Genomic DNA, 23,640 nt, shown 5'->3' on the forward strand with positions numbered 1-23,640 from the left:
CGGATTGCATCCGGGCTACGCGCAGGGGTTGCCGATCATTCAGATGATTTCGAAGTAGCGATCCAGCTCCCAGTCGCTGACATGCCGACGGTATTCACGTTCCTCCCATTCGCGGCTGGCGGCGAAATGCTCGACGAACGGATCGCCGAACAGCTCGCGGGCCGCCGTGGAGGCCTTCAGCCTTTGCGCCGCATCCCACAGGGTGCGCGGCAGGGCCAGCTCCGGCGGATGTTTCTGCGCGTAGGCATTGCCGACCACCGGAGCGCTCGGCTGCCACTGCTGCATCACCCCGTAGAGGCCGGAGCCGATGGCCACGGCGAGGGTCAGGTAGGGGTTACCATCCGCCGCGCCGAGGCGATATTCCTGACGCTGCGACTTGTCGCTGCCGGGAATCACCCGTAGCGCGGCGGTGCGGTTCTCCACCCCCCAGGTGGCGTCGGTCGGCGCCCAGAAGCCGGGGATCAAGCGCCGATAGCTGTTCAGGGTCGGCGCCACCATGCACAGGAATTCGGGCATCAAACGCTGCTGGCCGGCGAGGAACTGGCGCTGGATCAGGCTCATGTTGTGCGCCTGGCTCGGGTCGTGGAACGCCGACTTGCCGCTGGCTCGGTCGCGCAGGGAGACGTGGATATGCCCGCTCTGCCCCGGGTACTTGCCCGACCACTTGGCCATGAAGGTGGCCATCAGGCCGTTGCGCTGGGCCAGTACCTTCATGAAGGTCTTGAACAGCGCGCCCTTGTCTCCTGCGGCTTCGGCATGGTCATAGGCGATGGCCGCCTCGATCACGCCGGGGCCGGTCTCGGTGTGCAGGCCTTCGATGGGGAAGTCCATCTGCTCGGCCAGTTCGAGAATCTGGTGGTACAGCTCGGCATGCACCGAGTTGCGGATCATCGAGTAACCGAACCAGTCCGGGGTGAACGGTTTGAGGTTGCGAAAGCCCTTGTCCCGCGCCGACTCGGGAGTTTCCTCGAACATGAAAAACTCGTATTCCAGCGCCGCGAAGGGGTCGAAACCCATCGCCCGGCAGCGCTCGACTACCCGGCGCAGGGTGGCGCGCGGGCAAACCGCCTCGGCCTGCCGGTCGAACTCGCAGATGAACAGCAGCATGCCGTTCTCGAAGGGAATCTCCCGGCAGCTGTGCGCCAGCACCCGCACCGGCGCATCCGGGTAGCCGGTGTGCCAGCCGGTGTAGCTGGCATTGTCGTAGAGCTGATCCTTGACGTCCCAGCCGAGCACCACGTCGCAGAAGGCGAACCCCGAGTCCAGGGCGGAGAAGAACTTGCTGCGGCTCAGGTACTTGCCGCGCATCACCCCGTCGTTATCGAACACCCCGACCTTGATATGACTGAGACCGCGCTCCTCGACGATACGCCTGGCGTCTTCGTTGGTTTTTACATCCCGCGGATTGAGCATATGCACCCCTTGTTTTGTTGTTATGACCGCCATCCGCTTGCGCTGGCATGCAGCCCAGCCACCGTTGCCGGCCCGCACTCGTCGCCCCGGCAGCGGCCAGCAGGATGGCGCCCGTGCCCGCGAATCTGCGGAACACGGGCGCGCCGAGCCCCACCCGCCTGACTCAGTAGCGGTAGGGCGGCCCCGCCTTGGTCATCAGGGCGTTGTACTTCTTGAAGATCTCCACCACCTTGGCACTACGCGGACTGATCTTGGCGATCTCGTCCCAGAACTTGTGCGCCTCGGCTTCGACGGTGGCCCATTCGGCATCGGGGATGGTGGTCAACTGCAGCTTGCCGCCCTCGACCCGCAACTGCGCCTCGCCGCCCCAGTACCAGTGCTGGCGGTAATAGTGGGAACTGTCCATGCACAATTTGAACAGGGTCTGCAGGTGCGCAGGCACCTCGGCCCACTTCTCCGAATTGGCGAAATAGGAGCCGATCCAGGCGCCGGAGATGTTGTTGGTGAGGAAGTACTTGGTCACGTTGGCCCAGCCGACGGTGTAGTCCTCGGTGATGCCCGACCAGGTGATGCCGTCCAGCTCGCCGGTCTGCACCGCCACCTCGACGTCTTCCCAGGGCAGGGTCACCGGGATCACGCCGAAACGGGAGAGAAACTTGCCGGCGGTGGGGAAGGTGAAGATGCGCTTGCCCTTGAGGTCGGCCAGGCTCCTGATCGGCTCGACCGTGGCGAAGTGGCACGGATCCCAGGCGCCGGCACCGAGCCAGGTAACGCCCTCGACCTCGCCGTAGGCCTCCTCCCAGATCTGCCGCAGGCCGTATTTTTCGAACAGCACCGGCACGTCCAGGCTGTAGCGGGTGGCGAAGGGGAAGTAGCCGCCGAACACCGAGACATCCACCGGCGCGGCGATAGAGTCGTCGTCGCTCTGCACCGCATCGATGGTGCCGCGCTGCATGGCGCGGAACAGCTCGCCGGTGGGCACCAACTGGTCGGCGTAATAGAGCTGGATCTCCATCTGGCCGTTGGCCGCCTGGTTGAAGGCATCGATGGACGGTTTGATCACGTGCTCGGCCAGGGCCGGGCCGGCGTAGGTCTGCAGGCGCCAGGTGATCTTCTTGGGTTCCTCGGCATAGATGTGCGCCGACCCCAGAGCGGTGGCACCCACCGCGCCAGTGGTGACCGCTGCGGTCTTGAGGAAGCTGCGTCTCGTACTCATGCGGTTATCTCCAATAGTGTCGATTCAGATGTCATACATCCGCATAGCACCACTGCGACCGCTAGGAGCCTGTCGGGCTTGACCGTCCGTAGCGAGGGAAAGTCCGGTTTGATTCAGTTTTGTGGCTCTTTCGAGGCGAATAGCTGGCTATTTAACGAGAAAGAGCAACAAAACTGGGCAAATCCGGCTTTTCCGCAGTAGGACAGCGTTAAGTCCGCCAGGCTCCTAGGGTCGGTGCAGCGTTTCAGGTGGGCAACTCGATCCTCATGGGTGTCTGTACAGTTGTGGTTCGCATCAGCAATCCAATCGTTATGTACTGCCGTTCCTGAATTCGGGGGTTCAACGTGCGTAGTGCCACTGCGGCAGCCACAGCGCCAGTTGCGGAAACACCATCACCAGCACCAACGCCAGGATCATCACCAGCACGAAGGGCGTGACCGAGACATAGATGTCGCGCAAGGTCACTTCCGGCGGGGCCATGGCGCGCATGAGAAACAGGTTGTAGCCGAAGGGCGGGGTCATGTAGGCGATCTGGCAGGTAATGGTGTAGAGCACGCCGTACCAGATCAGGTCGAAACCCAAAGCGCCGACCAGCGGCACATAGAGCGGCGCGACTATCACCAGCATGGCGGTATCGTCGAGAAACATGCCCATGAGGATGAACGACAGCTGCATCATGATCAGCACCTGCCAGGGCCCCAGGCCAAGGCGGTCGATAAAGAAGCCCTCGATGGCCCTCACCGCGCCGAGGCCATCGAACACCGCGCCGAAGCACAGGGCGGCGAGGATGATCCACATGAACATGCAGGTGATGCCGAGGGTCTTGCGCAGGGTTTCCTCCATCACCTGGGCGGTCAGCCGGCGCTTGACCAAGGCGGCCAGGGTCGCCGCCGCCGCCCCCACCGCCGAACTCTCGACCAGGCTGGTGATGCCCATCAGGAACAGGCCGGTCATGGAGAAGAAGATAAACAGCGGCGCGATGCCGGCCTTGAGCAACCGCAGTTTCTCGCCCCAACTGATCTGCTGGCGCTCCTCTTCGGCCAGGGCGGGCCCCAACGCCGGGTTCAGCCGGCAACGGATGACGATATAGAGCACGAACAGGGTCGCCATCATCAGCCCGGGAAACACCCCGGCCAGCCACAACTGGCCCACCGGTTGGCGGGCGATCATGCCGTACAGCACCAGCACCACGCTGGGCGGAATCAGGATGCCCAGGGAGCTGCCGGCCTGGATCACCCCGGTGACCATGATCTTGTCGTAACCGCGGCGCAGCAATTCGGGCAAGGCGATGCTGGCGCCGATGGCCATGCCGGCGACGCTCAGGCCGTTCATCGCCGAGATCGCCACCATCAGGGCGATAGTGCCGATTGCCAGGCCGCCGTGCAGCGGCCCCATCCAGACATGGAACATGCGGTAGAGGTCTTCGGCCAGCCCGGACTCGGAGAGCATATAGCCCATGTAGACGAACATCGGCAGGGTCAGCAGCGGGTACCACTTCATCAACTTCATCGCCGCGTTGAAGGCCACCTCCGCACCACCGTCGCCCCACAGCAGCAGGGCGGCGGCCACCGCGACGAAACCGATGGCGCCGAACACCCGCTTGCCGGTGAGCAGCAACAGCATCATCGAGGAGAACATCAGCAGCGCGATGAGCTCGTAACTCATTACAGCGTCTCCCCGCGGGCCGCAGCGAGATCCTTGAAGAAGGTGGCAATCGACTGCAGCAGCATCAGTGCCACGCCGAGGGTCATGACGATCTTGATCGGCGCCATCTGCGGCGACCAGGCCGAATAGCTGGTTTCGCCATACTGCAGGGCGTACTGGGTCGAGGAGATGCCGCCGTAGAGCAGGAACACCAGGTAGAAGATCAGGAAGCCGACGGTGATGGCGTCCATGATCGCGGCAGTGCGCGGCGACCAGCGACTGTAGAACAGATCCATGCGCACATGGGCGTCGAGCTGCATGGAGTAGCCGCCGCCGAGGAGAAAGTAGGCGACCATCAGGAACTGCGCGGTTTCCAGGGTCCAGATCGCCGGGTCGGCGAAGGTCTTGCTGACCGAGGAGTACAGCAGCACCGCCAGCATGACGAAAATCAGGTACATGGCGAAGCGGCCGACGACCCGATTGATCGCGTCCACCGCGCGCACGAATACCCGTATGACCTTAGGCATGCACCATACCCGCAAAATATTGGCTATTGTGAAACTCTAGTTGAACATTCAGTAAAGCCAACATGAACCGGGCGCTGCGCCAGCAGCCGGTTGCTGGCCGCCCGGCTCAAGCTGAAACGGCCAGGGCTTTGCACGCCCTACAACCCGGCGTCGTGCAGGCGCCGGGCATGCTCCAGGAACAACCCCAGCGGATCGGCGCCCTTGCCGACCAGGCCGAAGCTCTGGTTGACGATATCGAAGTGGTCGAGCGGAAAGTCATCGCCAATCACCGTGCCCAGGTGCGAGCTGTAGCGCCCAACCATGCCGTCGCACTGCCCGGCTTCGCGACGAAAGCTGCGGGCGAACAAGCGGCAGGCACGGTTGGGCCCGTCGAAGCGGTTGCCGCCACGGTCGGTGATACCGGCTTGCAAGGTGCCCGACCAAGAGTAATAGCGCACGCCATTGACCTCGGCAGCCCCCTCGCCGCCCCAGGTATCCGGCAGGCCCTGGGGGAATTGCCGATTGAACGCGGCGACGCCCTCGGTGGTCAGCGAATGCTGGGCGGCGCCGACATCGATGGGCAGGCGCGGGCCTTGGTAGCCCGTCTCCAGCCAGGCCATGCAGCGCGCCACGCCGCGCAGCACGGCGGCCAGCAAGCGCTCGCGCCAGCTGCCATGAGGCGCCTTGCGCTGGAGAAAGTCAGCCAGCTCCGAGCCATGATTGGGGCCGGCCAGCGAGGTCACCGAGGCGACCCAGTCAGGCCTTAACGCCGCGGCGTAACGGGCGCTCAGCGCACCTTGACTATGGCCGATCAGGTGCACCTTGTCGGCCCCGGTCTCCTTGAGCACCTGGGCGATGCGTTCGAGCAGTTGTTCGCCACGCACCTCGCTGGAGTGCACCGCGGACACCAGCACCGGAAAGACCCTGGCGCCCTGTCGGCGGAGCGCCGCGATGATCCCGAACCAATAGGAATACCCCAGCAAACGGATGAAGCCGAGCAAGCCCGGCACCAACACCAGGGGGTAACGTGGCGCAGCGGTATTCGACATAACCCATCATCCCTGTTCAAACGCGTGGATCTGCACTGCCAGCGTCTGGCCGGCAGGTGCGCGGGGCGCGACCCGGCCTCGCCTGAAATCAGGCGAAAGCATCGCTCATTCGGCCAACCGCGCGCGCACCGCCATCGACAGGATCGATGGGCACTATCGCGCCGTTCGACTTCTGCTTTACGGCCAGCGCCTTAGTATGGCCAGCGTAACCATTGCGGCCTACACCCAGGAGCCCCTCATGAAACATGCCTTAGCCACCAGCCTGCTACTGGTTCTGTTCGCCAGCAACGCCTTCGCCCTGCCGAGCGATGAGCCGATGCAACTGCTCGGCGAACTAAAAGAAACCCGGCAAGCATTGCAGCCATAGCTTCGGCGTGGCGAGCACTGCTGATCCTGCCCACACCAGCGTGCGCAGCGGACAAAACCTGCCGCCGCCCCGCAACACCTAACGGGCACAGAGCCATGCAATTGAGCAAAAAAGCAGCAACTGCGGCCACGCTTAGTCCTGCACGGCCTGGGCACAAGCACGCTCAGCTTATCCACAGATCGCTCCACAGCGGCGCTGGATAACTGTTCGGCCGGCGCCCAACACGCCGGACAAACCCTTGAAATAGCTGGATTATTCCTTGACCGGAGGCGAGTCGCCATGCCTCCGCCGAACGCCTGGGCGAATTGAGCAAAAGCTGATCAACCCGCGCAACGCCAGGACTGGCAAGGCATTCAGCCAGGCATACAGAGTTACCCACAGGCCTACCCACAATAGTCGTGGACAACTTTCGGCTGTTATCCCCAACCCTCGAATAACTCAGCCAAGCATCTGTTTTATCGATGAAAACCAGGCTGGTCAAAAAACACACAAGGCGCCCGAACAGCCGCACAACTAGGCCTGCATACGCCTACACCCACCTTATCCACAGCTCGCTCCACAGTCTTTGTGGGCAACTTGAGCAGAGCGCATGCAACCCCGGAGAAAGTGCATGCGCACAGCCGTGACGGGGTCGCGCCCAAGCGCCCCAAACCGCAGGAGCCGCGCATGCCAGGACGGCACGCGCGCTCCGCTAGCGCAAGGGACTCAGTGCCCGCCCAGGTAGGCCTTGCGCACCTCTTCGTTACCCAACAACTCCTCGCCGCTGCCGCTCAGGCGGATCTCGCCGTTGACCATCACATAGCCGCGGTTGGACAGGCGCAGGGCGTGGTTGGCGTTCTGCTCGACCAGGAAGATGGTCATGCCGCTCTGGGCCAGTTCGCGCAGGGTCTGGAAGATCTGCTTGACCACGATCGGCGCCAGACCCAGGCTCGGTTCGTCCAGCAGCAACAGCTTGGGCCGGCTCATCAGCGCGCGGGCGATGGCGAGCATCTGCTGTTCGCCACCGGACATGGTCATGGCCCGCTGGTTGCGCCGCTCCTTGAGGCGCGGGAACAGCTCGAACATCGCCTGCATGTCCTGCTCGGCGTGCTGGTCGCCAATCGGGATGGTGCCCATCATCAGGTTCTCCTCGACGCTCATGTCGGGGAAAACCCGCCGCCCCTCCGGCGACTGGGCGATGCCGTTGGAGGCGACGAAGTGCGAGGACTTCAGGGTGATATCGGTGCCGCGATAGAGGATCTGCCCGGACGCCGCCCGCGGCTGGCCGAAGATCGACATCAGCAGGGTGGATTTGCCCGCCCCGTTGGCGCCGATCAGGCTGACCGTCTCGCCTTCGTCGATGTGCAGGTCGACCTGCTTGAGTGCCTGGATCGGCCCGTAGAACACGTCCAGCTGTTTCAATTCGAGGATCGGCTGACTCATACCAGTTCCTCCTCGTCGGCGCCCAGGTAGGCGGCGATCACTTTGGGGTCGTTACGGATCGCCTCGGGGCCACCCTGGGCGATCACCAGGCCATGGTCGAGCACGACTATATGATCGGAAATGCTCATGACCATGCCCATGTCGTGCTCGATCAGCAGCACGGTCAGGTCGTGCTCGTCGCGCAGCAGGCGGATGATCCGGCTGAGCGCCTCGGTTTCCTGCGGGTTGAGGCCCGCCGCCGGCTCGTCCAGGCAGATGATCTGCGGCCGCGTGCACATGGCCCGGGCGATTTCCAGGCGGCGCTGCTGGCCGTAGGACAGCTCGCCGGCCAGGCGGTTGGCGCAGTCGACCAGGTCGACCACCTCCAGCCAGTAGAAGGCATGATCCAGCGCCTGGCTCTCGGCCTTGCGAAAGCCCGGGGTATTGAACACGCCGGCCAGCAGGTTGCGGTTGATCCACATGTGCTGGGCCACCAGCAGGTTCTCCACCACCGACATTTCCTTGAACAGGCGAATGTTCTGGAAGGTGCGCGCCAGGCCGGCGCGATTGACCAGGTGGGTGCCGCCGAACATCTTGTAGTACAGGCGCTTGCAGAACTTCGCCGGGGAGACGAAATCCTCCAGGGCGAAGGGTTCGCCGAGCACCTTGATCACGTCGGTGCTCTTGCCCCGGGCATTGAGCTTGATGCTGCCGCCAGTGGCGCTGTAGAAGCCGGTCAGACAGTTGAACACCGTGGTCTTGCCGGCGCCGTTGGGGCCGATCAGGGCCGAGATGGAATTGCGCTTGATGTCCAGGCTGACATCGTTGAGCGCCTTGATCCCGCCGAAGTGCATGGCCAGGCGGTCGACCGAGAGGACAATTTCTTCGCTCATGGCGCTACTCCTTGACGTGGTTGCACACCGCTACGGCTGACCCGGATCAGCCCGCGCGGCCGCCAGATCATCATCAGCACCATCAGCACGCCGAACAGCAGCACCCGGTATTCGGCGAAGGCGCGCAACAGCTCCGGGGCGACGGTCAGGACGAAGGCCGCCAGCACCACGCCGACGGTCGAGCCCATGCCGCCGAGGACGACGATGGCGAGGATCAGCGCCGACTCGAAGAAGGTGAACGAGGCCGGGTTGACGAAGCCCTGGTAGCTGGCGAAGAACACCCCGGCCAGGCCCGCGGTGGAGGCGCCGATCATGAACGCCGAGAGCTTCACCAGCACATGGTTCAGGCCCATGGCGCGGCAGGCGATCTCGTCCTCGCGCAGCGCCTCCCAGGCGCGGCCGACCGGCATGCGGGTCAGGCGGTGCTTGATATAAAGCACCAGCAGCACCACCAGAAACAGCACCGCGTAGATAAAGATGAATTTCATGCTGGGGTTGTAGGCGATGCCGAAGAATTCATGGAAGGGCACCCCACCGTCCTTGGCCCGGCGGGTGAACTCCAGGCCCATGAAGCTGGGCGAGGGCACCGACATGCCGTTCGGCCCGCCGGTGAACTCCAGCCAGTTGTTCAGCACCAGGCGGATGATCTCGCCGAAGCCCAGGGTGACGATGGCCAGGTAGTCGCCGTGCATGCGCAGCACCGGAAACCCCAGGATCGCCCCGGCCGTCGCCGCCAGCAGCGCCGCCAGCGGCAGCACCGTCCAGAAGCCCAGGCCGAGGTGCTCATAGCCGAGCGCCAGGCCATAGGCGCCGATGGCGTAGAACGCCACATAGCCGAGGTCGAGCAGGCCGGCCAGGCCGACCACGATGTTCAGGCCGAGGCCCAGCAGCACGTAGATCAGGCCGAGAATCACCACGGCCAGCAGGTACTTGCTGGCGAAGAACGGAAAGATCAGGGCGACCACCAGCAACAGCGGCAGCACCCAGCGCAGCCGGCTCTTGTGCTCCGGCGCCAGCACATGCACGCCCGAGCCTGCACTCTCGAAAGTGGCGAGGATCGCCAGGCCCTTGGGCGTCTGCAGAAACAGACTGAGGGCGAAGCGACCGAGCATGACCACGCCGATGATCGCCGCCACCCGCTCGATCTCCAGGTTGAACTGATAGCCGTCGAGCACCACCCCGACGATCGGACCGAACACGATCAGCGCGATCAGGCCGGCGAGCACCGCATCGACCAGGCTCTTCTTTACATCCAGACGCTTGCTTGCAAGGGTTGAGGACATGGTTACACCTTCGCCACGTGGGGACGGCCCAACAGGCCCTGGGGTCGGAAGATCAGGATCAACACCAGCAGCGAGAAGCTGAACACGTCCTTGTAGTCGGTGTTGACCATACTCGAGAACTGCGACTCGGCCACGCCCAGAATCAGCCCGCCGAGCATCGCCCCGGGCAGCGAGCCGATGCCGCCGAGCACCGCGGCGGTGAACGCCTTGATACCGATGATGAAGCCGGCATAGAAGTCGAAGGTGCCGTAGTTCATCGTGATCAGCACCCCGGCCAACGCGGCCATGGCCGCACCGATGACGAACACGTAGGAGATCACCCGGTCGGTGTTGATCCCCAGGATCGAGGCCATCTTGCGATCCTGCTGGGTGGCGCGGCACATGCGCCCGAGCTTGGTGTACTGGATCACGTAGGTCAGCAGCGCCATGCCGACGAAGGCGGCGATCAGGATGAACACCTTGGTGTAGGTCAGCTGGACGAAGCCCTCGCCGATGTTCAGCTTGAACGCGCCCTCGAGCAGGGTCGGCACGCCTTGCTGGCGCGCGCCCTGGCTGATCTGCACGTAGTTCTGCAACACCAGCGACATGCCGATGGCGCTGATCAGCGGCGCCAGGCGGGTGGAGTTGCGCAGCGGCTTGTAGGCCACCCGCTCGATCACCCAGCCATACACGCCGGTGATGCAGATGGTGAACAACAGGGTGCCGAGAATCAGCAGCGGAAAGGATTCGAGACCGAAAGAAGCCAAAATGGCCAGGGTGATGGCCGCGAGGTAGGCGCTGATCATGTACACCTCGCCGTGGGCGAAGTTGATCATGCCGATGATGCCGTAGACCATGGTGTAGCCGATGGCGATCAGGCCATAGACCGCCCCGAGGGTCAGCCCGTTGATCGTTTGCTGCAGGAAGATACCGTCCATTGACTCAGTCTCGTCTGCTGGGCTGACCGGCCTGGGTGGGCCCGGATGCCTCAGGTGATTTCAGACGGGTACTGCCGAGCACCGCTGCACTGGACACAGCGGCGAACAGGGGCGGCGACTCAGCAGTTCCCGGAAGGCACTAACCGCTCAGACGCACACAGCAGCCGAGCGGTTAGCCGAGCAAGGCGCCTGCCGGGCCTGGCCATCCCGAGCGGGACAGGCCAGAGCCAGGCGGGCGCCCTGAACTTACTGCTGGTGGTATTTACCCTGCTCGTCCCATTCGTAGACGACATAGTCGGAGACCTTCAGGTCGCCCTTGGCGTCCCACTCCTTCTTGCCCATCACGGTCTGCACCGGATTGGCTTTCAACCAGGCGCTGGCCTTGGCCGGGTCGTTATCGCCGGCACCGTTGAAGGCCGCCGCCAGGGTCTGCACCGAGGCGTAGGAATACAGGGTGTAGCCTTCCGGCTCGAAGCCGTTGGCACGGAACTTCTCGATCACGGCCTTGCCGTCATCGATCAGGCGCGGATCGGCGCCGAAGGTCATCAGCACGCCCTTGGTGTACTGCGGCCCACCGGCGGTGGTGACCAGCTCGTCGGTGACGATGCCGTCGCCGGAGAGGAAGGTCGCGCTCAGCCCCTGCTCGCGCATCTGCCGCACCAGCGGGCCGGCTTCGGCATGCAGGCCGCCGAAATACACGACCTCGGCACCGGCCGCACGGATCTTGGTGACCAGGGCGTTGAAGTCCTTCTCGCCGCGGGTCAGGCCCTCGTAGATCACCTCGGTGACGCCGCGCTTGTGCAGCTGCGCCTTGGTCGCATCCGCCAGACCCTGGCCGTAGGTATCCTTGTCGTGGATGATCGCAACCTTGGAGGCTTTCAGGGTGTCGATGATGTAATCGCCGGCGACTATGCCCTGCTGGTCGTCGCGCCCGCAGATGCGGAACATGCCGGACAGGCCGCGCTCGGTCACCTGGGGGTTGGTCGAGCCGGGGGTGATGGCGATGATGCCGGCCTCGTCGTAGACCTCCGATGCCGGAATGGTCGAGGACGAGCAGAAGTGGCCGACCACACCCTTGGCCTCGTCCTGATCGACCAGACGGTTGGCCACGGCCACCGCTTGCTTGGGCTCGCAGGCATCGTCGGCCTTGACCAGCTTGATCATCTCGCCGTTGACGCCACCCGCCGCGTTGATGTCTTCGGCCGCCTGGCTCGCACCCCGCCAGTATTGTTCGCCGAAGGTAGCGTTAGCCCCCGTGTGGGGCCCCGCCACGCCAATCACCAAGTCGGCCTGGGCCAGGGAAGAAAGGCCCATGGCACTGGTCACGGCGAGCGCCAGAAAACCCTTTCTGAAAATCATCTGCGACATAGCTTTGTTACTCCATATGGTGGGTGTGAGTACTGCTACTTTTGTTATTGGTTGCGGCAAAGGGCATGAGCAAATGGCATGCCATGGTTTTCTACAGGACAATCGCCTGGCAGAAAAAGAGTTTTCTGCAAAAAATCCGGAGGTTCTTGAAAGATATTTTTTGAACCAGGCCAATTCACGACCTTTTCCCGGATAAGCTCGCCCGCTGCCGTTTACTTTCGGTAACGGCCGGTCTTTTCTTGCACCAACGAAGCGCTCCCGGTGCGTCCTAATGACCCACATCTCAGCCGCTCCAGCGGCTCACCGAGCGCCCCTCAGATCATCACGCGCAGGCACTGCCCGGCGTGATACAGCGAGAAGCCCGCCTCGTACAGGCCGCTACGCAGCCCCGCGACACTGACCTTGCGCATCGGCTGCAGCGGCATCGGCAACGCCTGCGGATCGCCCTGGCACAGGTAGTCGGCGAAGGCCTTGCCGACCACGCTGCCGGTGGTCACCCCGCGGCCGTTGTAGCCGGTGACGGCGAGCAGCCCGGGCGCCGGTTCGAACAGACGCATCAGGTGATCCGGGGTAAAGGCGATGCAGCCGGTCCAGGTGCTCCGCCACTGCACCCGTCCCAGGTTGGGGAAGTAATGCTGCTGGATGCGGTCGGCCCAGGCCCGCAGGAACCAGGCCGGCTTGGCCGCACCATTACCCAGGCTGCCCAGCAGCAGGCGGCCATCGGCATCGCGGCGAATGCTGCTGAGCACCTGACGGGTATCCCAGGCACCTTGCCCGCCGGGCAGGATGCGCGCGGCCTGCTCGCCCTGCAGCGGCTCGGAGGCGACCTGATAGTAGAAGCCGGGAAAGAAATTGCTGCGCAGCTCGCTCCATTCGCCTTCGGTGTAGGCATTGGAGGCCAACACCACCTGCTCGGCGCTGACCGCGCCACCCTCGGTGAGCACGCACCAGCCGGCACCCTGGCGCTCCAGGCGCTGCACCGGGGAGTGGTGGAACAGTCGACCGCCCAGGCCGGTCACGGCCCGAGCCAAGCCACTGGTGTAGGCCATCGGGTTGAGGGTGCCGGCACGCCGGTCGAGCAGGGCCGCGGCGATGCGCTGGGTACCGGTGGCCTGCTGGCAGGCGGCGCCGGTGAGCAATTCGACCGGCGCGCCACGTCGCCGCCACTGCTCGCAGCGGCTCTGCAGGTCGGCCAGGCCGCGCCTGTTATGCGCCATGTGCAGAGTGCCTTCGCGGCGCAGCTGGCAATCGATGGCGTATTTATCGATCAGCGCGAACACCAGCGCCGGCGCGGCGCCCATGGTCGCCACCAGCTTGCTGCCGACCGCCTGGCCCAGCTTGGCTTCGACCTCGTCCGGAGGAATCCACATGCCCGCGTTGACCAGGCCGACATTGCGCCCGGAGCCACCGTGCCCGGTTTCATGGGCCTCCAGTACGCAGACACTTTTACCCTGCTCGAGCAGGTGCAGCGCTGCGGAAAGCCCGGTGATGCCAGCGCCAACCACACAGACATCGACCTGCAGTTCGCCACTCAGGGAGCCGGCTGTCGGCCGTTGCGGCGTCAATGTTTCCCACAAACACTCTTGGCGTAGCGTCATGCAGCACTCCTTAGTGCGTCGACCTGACGCCTGCCGGCACGACCTTAGCCCGCCGATGCGGGCATTCGAGTAGCCGAGCCACACAAGCGGCGATTTCTTGGTTTTCAGTAATAGCCGGGCTCGCTCGACACAACAAACGACCTTTACTCTCCATGTCATTCCATTTAGTGATGCAGGAACCTGGTGCCGGGTTCACGCCGGCCACCCGCGAGACAAGAGAGGCCGCGACCGCCTGCAATAGGTCGACGCGCCACGCGCAACCTACGCAGGCCGTCGCGCATCCGTTACCATCGCGCTACTCACGCAAAGAGATGCGGCATGTATATCTATCGATTGGTTCTGATCCTGGTAGTGGGGATCTACCTGTTCTCCCCAGCGATCATGGACTGGTGGATCGACCCCAATGGCGCCTGGTACCGGCCCTATTTGCTTTGGCTGATCCTCATCGTGGTGACCTTTATCCTGCAAAGTCAGCGTGATGCCGATGAACTCTGAGGCATGCCGGCGAAACCTGGCGACCGCCCTTTATCATTCTTCGCAGAGCCAGCGCGATGCCGATGAACTCTGATCCGCACCGGCAACAGACCCCGGCGACCGCCCTCTCCCCTTATTCGCAGAGCCAACCCGATGCTGACGAGCTTTAGCCTTAGCCAGCTGATTCTGATCAGCGCCGCCTACTTGCTGGTGCTGTTCGGCGTCGCCTGGGTCAGCGAACACGGGCTGATCCCGCGCTGGATCATCCGCCACCCGCTGACCTATACCCTCTCGCTCGGCGTGTATGCCAGCGCCTGGGCCTTCTACGGCACGGTGGGCCTGGCCTATCAATATGGCTACGGTTTTCTCGCCAGCTACCTGGGGGTGTCCGGCGCCTTTCTGCTGGCGCCGGTGCTGCTCTATCCGATCTTGCGCATCACCCGCACCTACCAGCTGTCGTCGCTGGCCGACCTGTTCGCCTTCCGCTTCCGCAGCACCTGGGCCGGCGCCCTGACCACGGTGTTCATGCTGATCGGCGTGCTGCCCTTGCTGGCCTTGCAGATCCAGGCAGTGGCCGATTCCATCGGCATCCTCACCCGCGAGCCGGTGCAGGAACGGGTGGCGCTGGCCTTTTGCGGCCTGATCATCCTGTTTACCATCCTGTTCGGCGCCCGCCATATCGCCACCCGCGAGAAACACGAAGGCCTGGTGTTCGCCATCGCCTTCGAGTCGGTGGTCAAGCTGGCCGCCGTCAGCATCATTGGTCTCTATGCGTTGTATGGCGTGTTCGATGGACCACAGGATCTGGAACATTGGCTGGTGCAGAACCAGGCCGCCCTGGCCAGCCTGCACACGCCGCTGCAGGAAGGCCCCTGGCGCACCCTGCTGTTGGTGTTCTTCGCTTCGGCCATCGTCATGCCGCACATGTACCACATGACCTTCACCGAGAACCTCAACCCGCGGGCGATGGTCAGCGCCAGCTGGGGCCTGCCGCTGTTCCTGCTGCTGATGAGTCTGGCAGTGCCCTTGATTCTCTGGGCCGGGCTTAAGATTGGCGTCACCACCAATCCGGAATACTTCACCCTCGGCCTGGGCATCGCGGTCAACAGCCAGACCCTGGCCCTGATCGCCTACATCGGCGGCCTGTCGGCCTCCAGCGGCCTGATCATCGTCACCACCCTGGCGCTGTCCGGCATGGTGCTCAACCATGTGGTGTTGCCGCTGTACCAGCCCCCTGCCGAAGGTAATATCTATCGCTGGCTGAAGTGGACCCGCCGGGCGCTGATCTGCGCCATCATCATGGCCGGTTACGGCTTCTATCTGCTGCTGGGTGCCGAGCAGGATCTGGCCAACCTGGGCATTGTCGCCTTCGTCGCCACCCTGCAATTCCTCCCCGGCGTGCTCTCGGTGCTGTACTGGCCGACGGCCAACCGGCGCGGTTATATCGCCGGCGTGCTGGCCGGCATCAGCGTCTGGGCACTGAGCATGCTGCTGCCGCTGCTGGGCAACCTGCAAGGCTTCTACATTCCCCTGTTCAATCTGGTCTATGTGCTGGACGACAGCAGTTGGCACCTCGCCGCCATCGCCTCGCTGGCAGCCAACGTACTGGTGTTCACCCTGGTTTCGCTGTTCAGCGAAGCCAGCCCCGAGGAGAAGAGTGCCGCCGAAGCCTGCGCCGTGGATAACGTACGGCGCCCGCAACGCCGCGAGCTGCTGGCCCTGTCGCCGCAGGAGTTCGCCGCCCAACTGGCCAAGCCGCTGGGCGCCAAGACCGCCCAGCGCGAGGTCGAGCAGGCGTTGCGCGACCTGCACCTGCCCTTCGACGAAAGCCGCCCCTATGCCCTGCGCCGCCTGCGCGACCGCATCGAGGCCAACCTCTCCGGCCTGATGGGGCCGAGCGTGGCCCAGGACATAGTCGAAACCTTCCTGCCCTATAAATCCGGCAGCGAAACCTACGTCACCGAAGACATTCACTTCATCGAGAACCGCCTGGAGGACTACCACTCGCGCCTCACCGGCCTGGCCGCGGAACTCGACGCGCTGCGCCGTTACCACCGGCAGACCCTGCAGGAGCTGCCGATGGGCGTCTGCTCGCTGGCCAAGGATCAGGAAATCCTGATGTGGAACAAAGCCATGGAAGAACTCACCGAGATTCCGGCACATCGCATCGTCGGCTCGCGCCTGTCGACGCTCGGCGAACCCTGGCGCGAACTGCTGCAGCACTTCATCGAACTGCCCGACCAGCACCTGCATAAACAGCGCCTGGCGCTGGACGGCCAGACCCGCTGGCTCAACCTGCACAAGGCGGCGATCGACGAACCCTTGACCCCGGGTAACAGCGGCCTGGTGCTGCTGGTCGAAGACCTCACCGAAACCCAGCACCTGGAAGACAAGCTGGTGCACTCCGAGCGCCTGGCCAGCATCGGCCGCCTGGCCGCCGGGGTGGCCCACGAGATCGGCAACCCGATCACCGGCATCGCCTGCCTGGCGCAAAACCTGCGCGAGGAACGCGAAGACGACGGCGAGCTGACCGAGATCAGCGCGCAGATTCTCGAGCAGACCAAGCGGGTCTCGCGCATCCTCCAGTCGCTGATGAGCTTCGCCCATTCGGGCGGCCATCAACAAGCCGACGAACCGGTGTGCCTGGCCCAGGTAGCGCAGGACGCCATCGGCCTGCTGGCACTCAATAGACGCAGCGTCGAAGTGGAATTTTTCAATCTGTGCGACGCCGATCACTGGGTCGACGGCGACCCGCAGCGTCTCGCCCAGGTGCTCATCAACCTGCTGTCCAACGCCCGCGACGCCTCGCCACCCGGGGCCGCGATCCGGGTCAGAAGCGAAGCCTTCGAGCACACCGTCGACCTGATCGTCGAGGACGAAGGCAGCGGCATTCCCAAGGCGATCATGAACCGTTTGTTCGAACCCTTCTTCACCACCAAAGACCCAGGCAAAGGCACGGGGCTTGGCCTCGCGCTGGTCTATTCCATCGTGGAAGAGCATTATGGCCAAATAATAATCGACAGCCCGGTCGACCCCGAGCACCAACGCGGCACCCGTATCCGGGTGACGCTGCCGCGGCATGTCGAAGCGACGTCCATAGCGAATTGAACCAGCGACCTGAGACCGTCGAGAGACCGAATTAATGCCCCATATTTTGATCGTCGAAGACGAAACCATTATCCGCTCTGCCCTGCGCCGCCTGCTCGAGCGCAATCAATACCAAGTCAGCGAAGCCGGCTCGGTACAAGAAGCGCAAGAACGCTTCAGCATTCCCGGCTTCGACCTGATCGTCAGCGACCTGCGCCTGCCCGGCGCACCGGGCACCGAGCTGATCAAGCTCGCCGAAGGCAAGCCGGTGCTGATCATGACCAGCTACGCCAGCCTGCGTTCCGCCGTCGATTCAATGAAGATGGGGGCGGTCGACTACATCGCCAAACCCTTCGACCATGACGAAATGCTCCAGGCCGTGGCGCGCATCCTGCGCGATCGCCAAGAGGCCAGGCATGCTCCGAGTGCACCGGCCAGCGCCGCTACCGGCCGCAGCAGCGAAAAAGCCATCGACAACAGCAATGGCGAGATCGGCATCATCGGTTCCTGCCCGGCCATGCAGGAGCTGTACAGCAAGATCCGCAAGGTCGCGCCGACCGACTCCAACGTCCTGATCCAGGGCGAGTCCGGCACCGGCAAGGAACTGGTCGCGCGCGCCCTGCACAACCTGTCCAAACGCGCCAAGGCTCCCCTGATTTCGGTGAACTGCGCGGCCATCCCGGAAAGCCTGATCGAATCCGAACTGTTCGGCCACGAGAAAGGCGCCTTCACCGGCGCCAGTGCCGGCCGCGCCGGCCTGGTCGAAGCGGCCGATGGCGGCACCCTGTTCCTCGACGAGATCGGCGAGCTGCCCCTGGAGGCCCAGGCCCGCTTGCTCCGCGTGCTGCAGGAAGGCGAGATTCGCCGGGTCGGCTCGGTGCAGTCGCAAAAAGTCGATGTGCGCCTGATCGCGGCGACCCACCGTGACCTCAAGAGCCTGTCCAAGGTCGGCCAATTTCGCGAAGACCTCTACTACCGCCTGCATGTCATCGCCCTGAAACTGCCGGCACTGCGCGAGCGCGGTAGCGACGTCAGCGAAATCGCCCGCGCCTTCCTCCAGCGCCAATGCACGCGCATGGGCCGCGACGACCTGCATTTCGCCCCGGATGCCGAACAGGCCATCCGCCATTACTCCTGGCCGGGTAACGTGCGCGAGCTGGAGAACGCCATCGAGCGTGCGGTTATCCTCTGCGAAAGCACGACCATATCAGCCGAACTGCTGGGCATCGACATCGAGCTGGACGACTTGGAAGACGACGACTTCCTCGGCCTGCCAGGGCAATCCAGCAACAGCCATGAGCCCACCGAAGACCTGTCGCTGGAAGACTATTTCCAGCACTTCGTCCTCGAACACCAGGATCACATGACCGAAACCGAGCTGGCGCGCAAGCTCGGCATCAGCCGCAAGTGCCTGTGGGAACGCCGCCAGCGCCTGGGTATTCCACGGCGCAAGACCGGCGCCGCCACTGGCTAGCAGGCTGTACGGTAACTCGACATGCCGGGCACCGACCGGGCCCGCATGTCTTCTCGCGCAGGGGCGCCGGCCCTTGCGCAGCCCAGCGAACCGAAGCGCACAGTACTCGCTGCGCGCCTCGCCCCTCAGCGGTTCCCCCTAGCTCCCGCATCCCGAACCTGGGTTTCTTGCGCTCGCGGTTTACGCCGGCCTGCCGGCCAAAACGGGCGACAGATTGCCGAACACAAGGTTCCCCGCGCTGTTACCGTTTCAACACCTCGTAACAAAGTCCGGGGCTTATGGTAACGAGAGCACGGCTTTTTCAGACCGTTCGCTCACCCGACAATCTATCTAAGCCCTTGTTTTAAAAGGATTCCAAAAAGCTGGCACGGCTCATGCTATATCTCTGGCACAACAACAATAACAAGCAACGCCCCAGATAATAAAAACAAGACGTATCGACTCCAGCACAACAAAAACAACAAGGCGGAGGCGCAGCTAACTGATTCTTTTGGAAAGGAATTGCCTTTGGGGCTTGCCCCACAACCAGACAGAGAACAACAAAACTGCCTCGAGGCAGATCCCGTACTGGTTGGGTCTACACATGGTCATGGCAGCGTCAGCATCCAAAGCAATCCGTTTGCTATTGACTCCTGGCTTAGGAGAATTTCAGCAAGTCTCTGACTTAATGGAACGGGCAACTCAACAAAAACAACAAGCCCGCCATAATAATAAAAACAAAGCACGCACCTGCTTGGGGGGGAGCTTCGGCTCCCCCAGTAGCTTTCGCGAACCACCTCTCTCCCGTTGCTTCCTACACCATCTCCCGACTCAATGCTAGAATCCGCGCCATTCCAGTGGTCAGCGTTTATCCTGGCCTGTCATTTCGTCAAACAGTGCATCCCATGCTGAAAAAGCTGTTCAAGTCTCTACGCTCGCCCCTGCGCCGTGGCAAACACCCGCACAGCACTCCCGAAGTGCTGAGCAGTAGCCAGCACCCGATCAACCGTGGGGAAATCAGTCGTTATGCCAGCAGCGTGGTCGAGCGCCTGCAACACGCCGGCTACCAGGCCTATCTGGTTGGCGGTTGCGTGCGCGACCTGCTGCTCGACATCGACCCCAAGGATTTCGACGTGGCCACCAGCGCCACACCGGAGCAGGTGCGAGCCGAATTTCGTAACGCCCGGGTCATCGGCCGGCGCTTCAAGCTGGTGCATGTGCACTTCGGCCGCGAGATCATCGAAGTCGCCACCTTCCGCGCCAATCATCCGCAAGGCGACGAGGAAGAGGACAGCAACCTGGCCTCGCGTAACGAGAGCGGACGCATCCTGCGCGACAACGTCTACGGCAGCCTGGAAGACGACGCCCAACGCCGCGACTTCACCATCAATGCGCTGTATTACGACCCGAGCACCGAGCGCATTCTCGATTACGCCAATGGCGTGCACGACATTCGCAATCATTTGATCCGCCTGATCGGCGATCCGACCCAGCGTTATCAAGAAGACCCGGTACGCATGCTGCGGGCCGTGCGCTTCGCGGCCAAGCTGGACTTCGATATCGAGAAGCACAGCGCCGCACCCATCTACAAGCTGGCGCCGATGCTGCGGGAAATTCCGTCGGCGCGCCTGTTCGAAGAAGTGCTCAAGCTGTTCCTCGCCGGTTACGCCGAGTTCACCTACGAACTGCTGGTCGACTACGGCTTGTTCGGCGAACTGTTCCCGGCCAGCGCCGCGGCGCTCAAGGCCAACCCCGACTATACCGACAGCCTGATCCGCAACGCCCTGATCAACACCGACCTGCGCATTCAGCAGAAGAAAACCGTAACCCCGGCTTTCCTCTTCGCCGCCATGCTCTGGCCCGCCTTGCCGGCACGCGTAATCAAGCTGCAAGATCGTGGCATGCCGCCGATCCCGGCGATGCAGGAAGCGGCGCACGAGTTGATCAGCGAACAGTGTCAACGCATTGCCATTCCCAAGCGCTTCACCATGCCGATCCGCGAAATCTGGGACATGCAGGAGCGCCTGCCGCGGCGCAGCGGCAAGCGTTCCGATCTGCTGCTGGAAAACCCACGCTTTCGCGCCGGTTACGACTTTCTCCTGCTGCGCGAAAGCGCGGGCGAAGATACCGGCGGCCTCGGCGAGTGGTGGACGGAGTATCAGGACGCCAGCGACAGTGCAAGGCGCAGCATGATTCGCGACCTCAGCAGCCAGGACGACACCGGCAGCGCGCCGCGTAAACGGCGGCGCAGCGCCAGCAAGCGCAAGCGCGCCGACGGTGCGTCCAAGCCGGCTGCCAACGAATAATGCCGCGGGTGTATCTCGGCCTCGGCAGCAACCTTGCCGAACCGCTTGAGCAACTGCGCGGCGCCCTCACGGCGCTGGCCGCGCTGCCGCAGTCGCAATTAGTCGGCACGTCTTCCTTCTATGCCAGCGACCCGCTCGGCCCGGCCGATCAACCGCGCTATGTCAACGCCGTGGCGGCGCTGGATACCGCACTGGCACCGCTGCAACTGCTCGACGCCCTGCAAGCCATCGAGTTGAACCAGGGCCGTGAGCGCAAAGCCGAACGCTGGGGGCCGCGCACCCTCGATCTGGATATCCTGCTATTCGGCGACCTGCTGCTGAACGAGCCACGCCTGCACGTGCCGCATTACCACCTGCACGCCCGCGCCTTCGTCCTCTACCCGCTGGCCGAACTGGCCCCCGACCTGCGCCTGCCCGACGGTCGCGCCTTGCCGGATCTGCTCGCCGCTTGCCCCTTTGTCGGCCTGGAACGCCTGCCCGAGTAGGCGGCGCCTGCACAGCATTGGCCGCCTTCGACGCGCGGATAGACCCTGGCCGATGCCTGCGACCCCGCAATGGCTCACCCCCTCAGCAAGCCCCCAGGCGGGCATATTGGCGGTAACGCCAGTAACAGACCGGTAACACCTGCAATTGACTTCGAGCCCCCCCATCAGGACTATAGGCGTCCCGTTGCCCCGCACCGGCGCACACCGAGGCCCATGCAGGCCACTTTGAAGCCGCCTGACTGCTTGCTGAACGTCTGAGTGAGGACGATTGTTATGCCTGACGTTACCCTGACCACCCTGCAAAGCCTCAAGCAGAGCGGCGAGAAAATCGCCATGCTGACCTGCTACGACGCCACCTTCGCCCAGGCTGCCTGCCAGGCCGGAGTCGAGGTGCTGCTAGTCGGCGACTCCCTCGGCATGGTGTTGCAAGGTCACGACAGCACCCTGCCGGTCGATGTCGCCGACATGGCCTACCACACCGCTTGCGTGAAACGTGGCAACCAGGGCGCGCTGATCCTCGTCGACCTGCCCTTCATGGCCTACGCCACCACCGAGCAGACGCTGCACAACTGCGCGGCGCTGATGCAAGCCGGCGCGCACATGGTCAAGCTCGAGGGCGCGGCCTGGCTGGCCGAGCCGATCCGCCTGCTGGCCGAGCGTGGCATCCCGGTCTGCGCGCACCTGGGGCTGACCCCGCAAGCGGTGAATATCCTTGGCGGTTATAAAGTCCAGGGCCGCCAGGAAGCCCAGGCACGCCAGATGCGCGCCGATGCCATGGCCCTGGAACAGGCCGGCGCGGCCATGCTGCTGCTCGAATGCGTACCCAGCGAACTGGCCGCGGAAATCAGCCAGGCGGTGAAGATTCCGGTAATCGGCATCGGTGCCGGCGGCACCACCGACGGTCAAGTGCTGGTTCTGCACGACATGCTCGGCCTGTCCCTGAGCGGGCGCACGCCCAAGTTCGTGAAGAACTTCATGGCCGGGCAAAGCAACATCCAGAGCGCGCTCGGCGCCTACGTCAAAGCAGTCAAAGACGGTAGCTTCCCTGCAGCCGAACACGGATTCTCCGCATGAACACGGTTAAAACCATCCGTGAACTGCGCGCCGCCGTTGCCTTGGCTCGCGCCGAAGGCAAACAGATCGGATTCGTCCCGACCATGGGCAACTTGCACGCCGGGCATGTTGCCCTGGTTGAGAAAGCCGCCCAGCGCGCCGATTTCGTGGTCGCCAGCATCTTCGTCAATCCGTTGCAATTCGGCCCCAGCGAAGACCTGGGCAGCTACCCGCGCACCCTGGTCGCCGACCAGGAAAAACTCCTCGAGGCCGGCTGTCACCTGCTGTTCCATCCGGAGGTGGACGAGATGTACCCCGACGGCATGGCCAGCCAGACCCGGGTCAGCGTGCAAGGCGTCTCCGAAGGTCTGTGCGGCGCCAGCCGGCCCGGCCATTTCGACGGAGTCGCCACCGTGGTGACCAAGCTGTTCAACCTGGTGCAACCCGACCTCGCCGTGTTCGGCCAGAAGGACTTCCAGCAACTGGCGGTGATTCGCACCCTGGTGCGCGACCTGAACATGCCGATCCAGATTATCGGCGAGCCGACCATTCGCGCCGAGGATGGCCTGGCCTTATCCTCGCGCAACGGCTACCTGAACGCCGAACAACGCGCCGCCGCTCCAATCCTGTACCGCAGCCTGCAACAGATCGCCACTGCGCTTGGCGCCGGCGAGCAGGACTTCGCCAGCCTGATCGAGGCGGCACGCCAGCAACTGTTGAGCGCCGGCTTACGTCCGGACTATCTGGAAATCCGCGAAACCAATAGCCTGCGCCCGGCCACCGCCACGGATCGCCAACTGGTGATTCTGGTCGCCGCCTTTCTCGGCGGCACCCGCCTGATCGACAACCTGGCGCTGGATCTCGACGCCACGGCTTGATCGACGCACACCCGTGCCTGCCGAGCAGAGCACCGCGCCTGATGCCGTCGACATGGGGGCTGACTGGCCAGCATCGAGCCGCCTCGGTAATACGGTTGCTCTCGGGCTTGCCTGATCCAGGCCCACGCCAGTTACACTGAGGCCCGGTTTCGCCGGGCGCGGGGGCTTTTGGTAGGCTCTGTACACCGTTAGGTGTTGTATCACCAGGCGCGAACTGCCTGCGATCCGTAGGAGGCCCGACCTCGGGGC

The 23,640-nt window shown here is 63.7% G+C and carries 20 protein-coding genes; 9 read left to right on the forward strand and 11 right to left on the reverse strand.

Annotated features, from left to right (window positions below):
- Positions 1–39 precede the first annotated feature (39 nt).
- The 5 genes from P8H27_RS18625 to P8H27_RS18645 form a co-directional block, all read right to left on the reverse strand.
- Positions 40–1,413, reverse strand: coding sequence for a glutamine synthetase family protein (locus tag P8H27_RS18625; protein WP_289639183.1), 1,374 nt, complete (start codon positions 1,411–1,413; stop codon positions 40–42).
- A gap of 163 nt (positions 1,414–1,576) precedes the next feature.
- Positions 1,577–2,629, reverse strand: a complete 1,053-nt coding sequence (dctP, locus tag P8H27_RS18630) for a TRAP transporter substrate-binding protein DctP (protein ID WP_289639184.1) — start codon at positions 2,627–2,629, stop codon at positions 1,577–1,579.
- Between the two features lie 339 nt (positions 2,630–2,968).
- The gene (locus P8H27_RS18635) at positions 2,969–4,294 is read right to left on the reverse strand and encodes a TRAP transporter large permease subunit (RefSeq protein ID WP_289639185.1); all 1,326 of its coding nucleotides are present in this window, start codon (positions 4,292–4,294) and stop codon (positions 2,969–2,971) included.
- Positions 4,294–4,800, reverse strand: a complete 507-nt coding sequence (locus P8H27_RS18640) for a TRAP transporter small permease subunit (RefSeq protein ID WP_289639186.1) — start codon at positions 4,798–4,800, stop codon at positions 4,294–4,296. Before P8H27_RS18640 ends, P8H27_RS18635 begins: the two co-directional genes overlap by 1 nt.
- 137 nt (positions 4,801–4,937) lie before the next feature.
- Positions 4,938–5,828 carry a triacylglycerol lipase gene (locus P8H27_RS18645; RefSeq protein ID WP_289639187.1) on the reverse strand — a complete coding sequence of 297 codons (891 nt, stop codon included), beginning with the start codon at positions 5,826–5,828 and terminating at the stop codon, positions 4,938–4,940.
- A gap of 238 nt (positions 5,829–6,066) precedes the next feature.
- On the opposite strand from P8H27_RS18645, the gene P8H27_RS18650 reads away from it, so the two are divergent.
- Positions 6,067–6,195: a hypothetical protein gene (locus tag P8H27_RS18650; RefSeq protein ID WP_289639188.1), complete on the forward strand. Its 129-nt coding sequence runs from the start codon at positions 6,067–6,069 to the stop codon at positions 6,193–6,195.
- 705 nt (positions 6,196–6,900) lie between these two features.
- On the opposite strand, the gene P8H27_RS18655 is transcribed toward P8H27_RS18650, so the two are convergent.
- The 5 genes from P8H27_RS18655 to P8H27_RS18675 form a co-directional block, all read right to left on the reverse strand.
- Entirely contained in the window at positions 6,901–7,617 is a 717-nt protein-coding gene (locus tag P8H27_RS18655; RefSeq protein WP_289639189.1) for an ABC transporter ATP-binding protein, read from the reverse strand.
- Positions 7,614–8,489 carry an ATP-binding cassette domain-containing protein gene (locus tag P8H27_RS18660; RefSeq protein WP_289639190.1) on the reverse strand — a complete coding sequence of 292 codons (876 nt, stop codon included), beginning with the start codon at positions 8,487–8,489 and terminating at the stop codon, positions 7,614–7,616. Before P8H27_RS18660 ends, P8H27_RS18655 begins: the two co-directional genes overlap by 4 nt.
- Entirely contained in the window at positions 8,486–9,772 is a 1,287-nt protein-coding gene (livM, locus tag P8H27_RS18665) for a high-affinity branched-chain amino acid ABC transporter permease LivM (RefSeq protein ID WP_289639191.1), read from the reverse strand. Before livM ends, P8H27_RS18660 begins: the two co-directional genes overlap by 4 nt.
- 2 nt (positions 9,773–9,774) lie before the next feature.
- On the reverse strand, positions 9,775–10,689 hold the full coding sequence (locus tag P8H27_RS18670; protein WP_289639192.1) for a branched-chain amino acid ABC transporter permease LivH: 915 nt from the start codon (positions 10,687–10,689) through the stop codon (positions 9,775–9,777).
- 246 nt (positions 10,690–10,935) lie between these two features.
- Positions 10,936–12,057: a branched-chain amino acid ABC transporter substrate-binding protein gene (locus P8H27_RS18675; protein WP_289639193.1), complete on the reverse strand. Its 1,122-nt coding sequence runs from the start codon at positions 12,055–12,057 to the stop codon at positions 10,936–10,938.
- On the opposite strand from P8H27_RS18675, the gene P8H27_RS18680 reads away from it, so the two are divergent.
- Complete coding sequence (locus tag P8H27_RS18680; protein ID WP_289639222.1) at positions 12,002–12,253, forward strand: hypothetical protein; 252 nt, start codon at positions 12,002–12,004, stop codon at positions 12,251–12,253. The genes P8H27_RS18675 and P8H27_RS18680 overlap by 56 nt on opposite strands.
- Before the next feature lie 118 nt (positions 12,254–12,371).
- On the opposite strand, the gene P8H27_RS18685 is transcribed toward P8H27_RS18680, so the two are convergent.
- Positions 12,372–13,655 (reverse strand): FAD-binding oxidoreductase, encoded by a 1,284-nt coding sequence (locus P8H27_RS18685; protein ID WP_289639194.1) that lies wholly within the window; start codon positions 13,653–13,655, stop codon positions 12,372–12,374.
- A gap of 318 nt (positions 13,656–13,973) precedes the next feature.
- Between P8H27_RS18685 and P8H27_RS18690 the strand changes: the two genes are divergently transcribed.
- The 7 genes from P8H27_RS18690 to panC all read left to right on the forward strand — a co-directional run bounded on the left by P8H27_RS18690 (position 13,974) and on the right by panC (position 23,391).
- Positions 13,974–14,150, forward strand: coding sequence for a hypothetical protein (locus P8H27_RS18690; RefSeq protein WP_003244646.1), 177 nt, complete (start codon positions 13,974–13,976; stop codon positions 14,148–14,150).
- Between the two features lie 132 nt (positions 14,151–14,282).
- Positions 14,283–17,237, forward strand: a complete 2,955-nt coding sequence (locus P8H27_RS18695; protein ID WP_289639209.1) for a sensor histidine kinase — start codon at positions 14,283–14,285, stop codon at positions 17,235–17,237.
- A 34-nt stretch (positions 17,238–17,271) separates the two neighbouring features.
- Positions 17,272–18,690, forward strand: coding sequence for a sigma-54 dependent transcriptional regulator (locus P8H27_RS18700; protein ID WP_289639211.1), 1,419 nt, complete (start codon positions 17,272–17,274; stop codon positions 18,688–18,690).
- Positions 18,691–19,574: 884 nt separating this feature from the next.
- On the forward strand, positions 19,575–20,975 hold the full coding sequence (locus tag P8H27_RS18705) for a polynucleotide adenylyltransferase PcnB (RefSeq protein WP_289639213.1): 1,401 nt from the start codon (positions 19,575–19,577) through the stop codon (positions 20,973–20,975).
- Positions 20,975–21,460 carry a 2-amino-4-hydroxy-6-hydroxymethyldihydropteridine diphosphokinase gene (gene folK / locus P8H27_RS18710; RefSeq protein ID WP_289639215.1) on the forward strand — a complete coding sequence of 162 codons (486 nt, stop codon included), beginning with the start codon at positions 20,975–20,977 and terminating at the stop codon, positions 21,458–21,460. The genes P8H27_RS18705 and folK overlap by 1 nt, the downstream gene beginning before the upstream one ends.
- A 273-nt stretch (positions 21,461–21,733) precedes the next feature.
- Positions 21,734–22,534, forward strand: a complete 801-nt coding sequence (gene panB / locus P8H27_RS18715) for a 3-methyl-2-oxobutanoate hydroxymethyltransferase (protein ID WP_289639218.1) — start codon at positions 21,734–21,736, stop codon at positions 22,532–22,534.
- Entirely contained in the window at positions 22,531–23,391 is an 861-nt protein-coding gene (panC, locus tag P8H27_RS18720) for a pantoate--beta-alanine ligase (RefSeq protein ID WP_289639220.1), read from the forward strand. The genes panB and panC overlap by 4 nt, the downstream gene beginning before the upstream one ends.
- Positions 23,392–23,640: the final 249 nt, after the last annotated feature.

Source organism: Pseudomonas sp. sp1636 (assembly GCF_030376615.1).
GTDB lineage: Bacteria > Pseudomonadota > Gammaproteobacteria > Pseudomonadales > Pseudomonadaceae > Aquipseudomonas.

Bases quoted from the DNA above. Each gene is read 5' to 3' on its own strand.
- P8H27_RS18625 (WP_289639183.1), bottom strand. From the start codon at position 1,413: ATGCTCAATCCGCGGGATGTAAAAACCAACGAAGACGCCAGGCGTATC.
- dctP (WP_289639184.1), bottom strand. From the start codon at position 2,629: ATGAGTACGAGACGCAGCTTCCTCAAGACCGCAGCGGTCACCACTGGC.
- P8H27_RS18635 (WP_289639185.1), bottom strand. From the start codon at position 4,294: ATGAGTTACGAGCTCATCGCGCTGCTGATGTTCTCCTCGATGATGCTG.
- P8H27_RS18640 (WP_289639186.1), bottom strand. From the start codon at position 4,800: ATGCCTAAGGTCATACGGGTATTCGTGCGCGCGGTGGACGCGATCAAT.
- P8H27_RS18645 (WP_289639187.1), bottom strand. From the start codon at position 5,828: ATGTCGAATACCGCTGCGCCACGTTACCCCCTGGTGTTGGTGCCGGGC.
- P8H27_RS18650 (WP_289639188.1), top strand. From the start codon at position 6,067: ATGAAACATGCCTTAGCCACCAGCCTGCTACTGGTTCTGTTCGCCAGC.
- P8H27_RS18655 (WP_289639189.1), bottom strand. From the start codon at position 7,617: ATGAGTCAGCCGATCCTCGAATTGAAACAGCTGGACGTGTTCTACGGG.
- P8H27_RS18660 (WP_289639190.1), bottom strand. From the start codon at position 8,489: ATGAGCGAAGAAATTGTCCTCTCGGTCGACCGCCTGGCCATGCACTTC.
- livM (WP_289639191.1), bottom strand. From the start codon at position 9,772: ATGTCCTCAACCCTTGCAAGCAAGCGTCTGGATGTAAAGAAGAGCCTG.
- P8H27_RS18670 (WP_289639192.1), bottom strand. From the start codon at position 10,689: ATGGACGGTATCTTCCTGCAGCAAACGATCAACGGGCTGACCCTCGGG.
- P8H27_RS18680 (WP_289639222.1), top strand. From the start codon at position 12,002: ATGGCACTGGTCACGGCGAGCGCCAGAAAACCCTTTCTGAAAATCATC.
- P8H27_RS18675 (WP_289639193.1), bottom strand. From the start codon at position 12,057: ATGTCGCAGATGATTTTCAGAAAGGGTTTTCTGGCGCTCGCCGTGACC.
- P8H27_RS18685 (WP_289639194.1), bottom strand. From the start codon at position 13,655: ATGACGCTACGCCAAGAGTGTTTGTGGGAAACATTGACGCCGCAACGG.
- P8H27_RS18690 (WP_003244646.1), top strand. From the start codon at position 13,974: ATGTATATCTATCGATTGGTTCTGATCCTGGTAGTGGGGATCTACCTG.
- P8H27_RS18695 (WP_289639209.1), top strand. From the start codon at position 14,283: ATGCTGACGAGCTTTAGCCTTAGCCAGCTGATTCTGATCAGCGCCGCC.
- P8H27_RS18700 (WP_289639211.1), top strand. From the start codon at position 17,272: ATGCCCCATATTTTGATCGTCGAAGACGAAACCATTATCCGCTCTGCC.
- P8H27_RS18705 (WP_289639213.1), top strand. From the start codon at position 19,575: ATGCTGAAAAAGCTGTTCAAGTCTCTACGCTCGCCCCTGCGCCGTGGC.
- folK (WP_289639215.1), top strand. From the start codon at position 20,975: ATGCCGCGGGTGTATCTCGGCCTCGGCAGCAACCTTGCCGAACCGCTT.
- panB (WP_289639218.1), top strand. From the start codon at position 21,734: ATGCCTGACGTTACCCTGACCACCCTGCAAAGCCTCAAGCAGAGCGGC.
- panC (WP_289639220.1), top strand. From the start codon at position 22,531: ATGAACACGGTTAAAACCATCCGTGAACTGCGCGCCGCCGTTGCCTTG.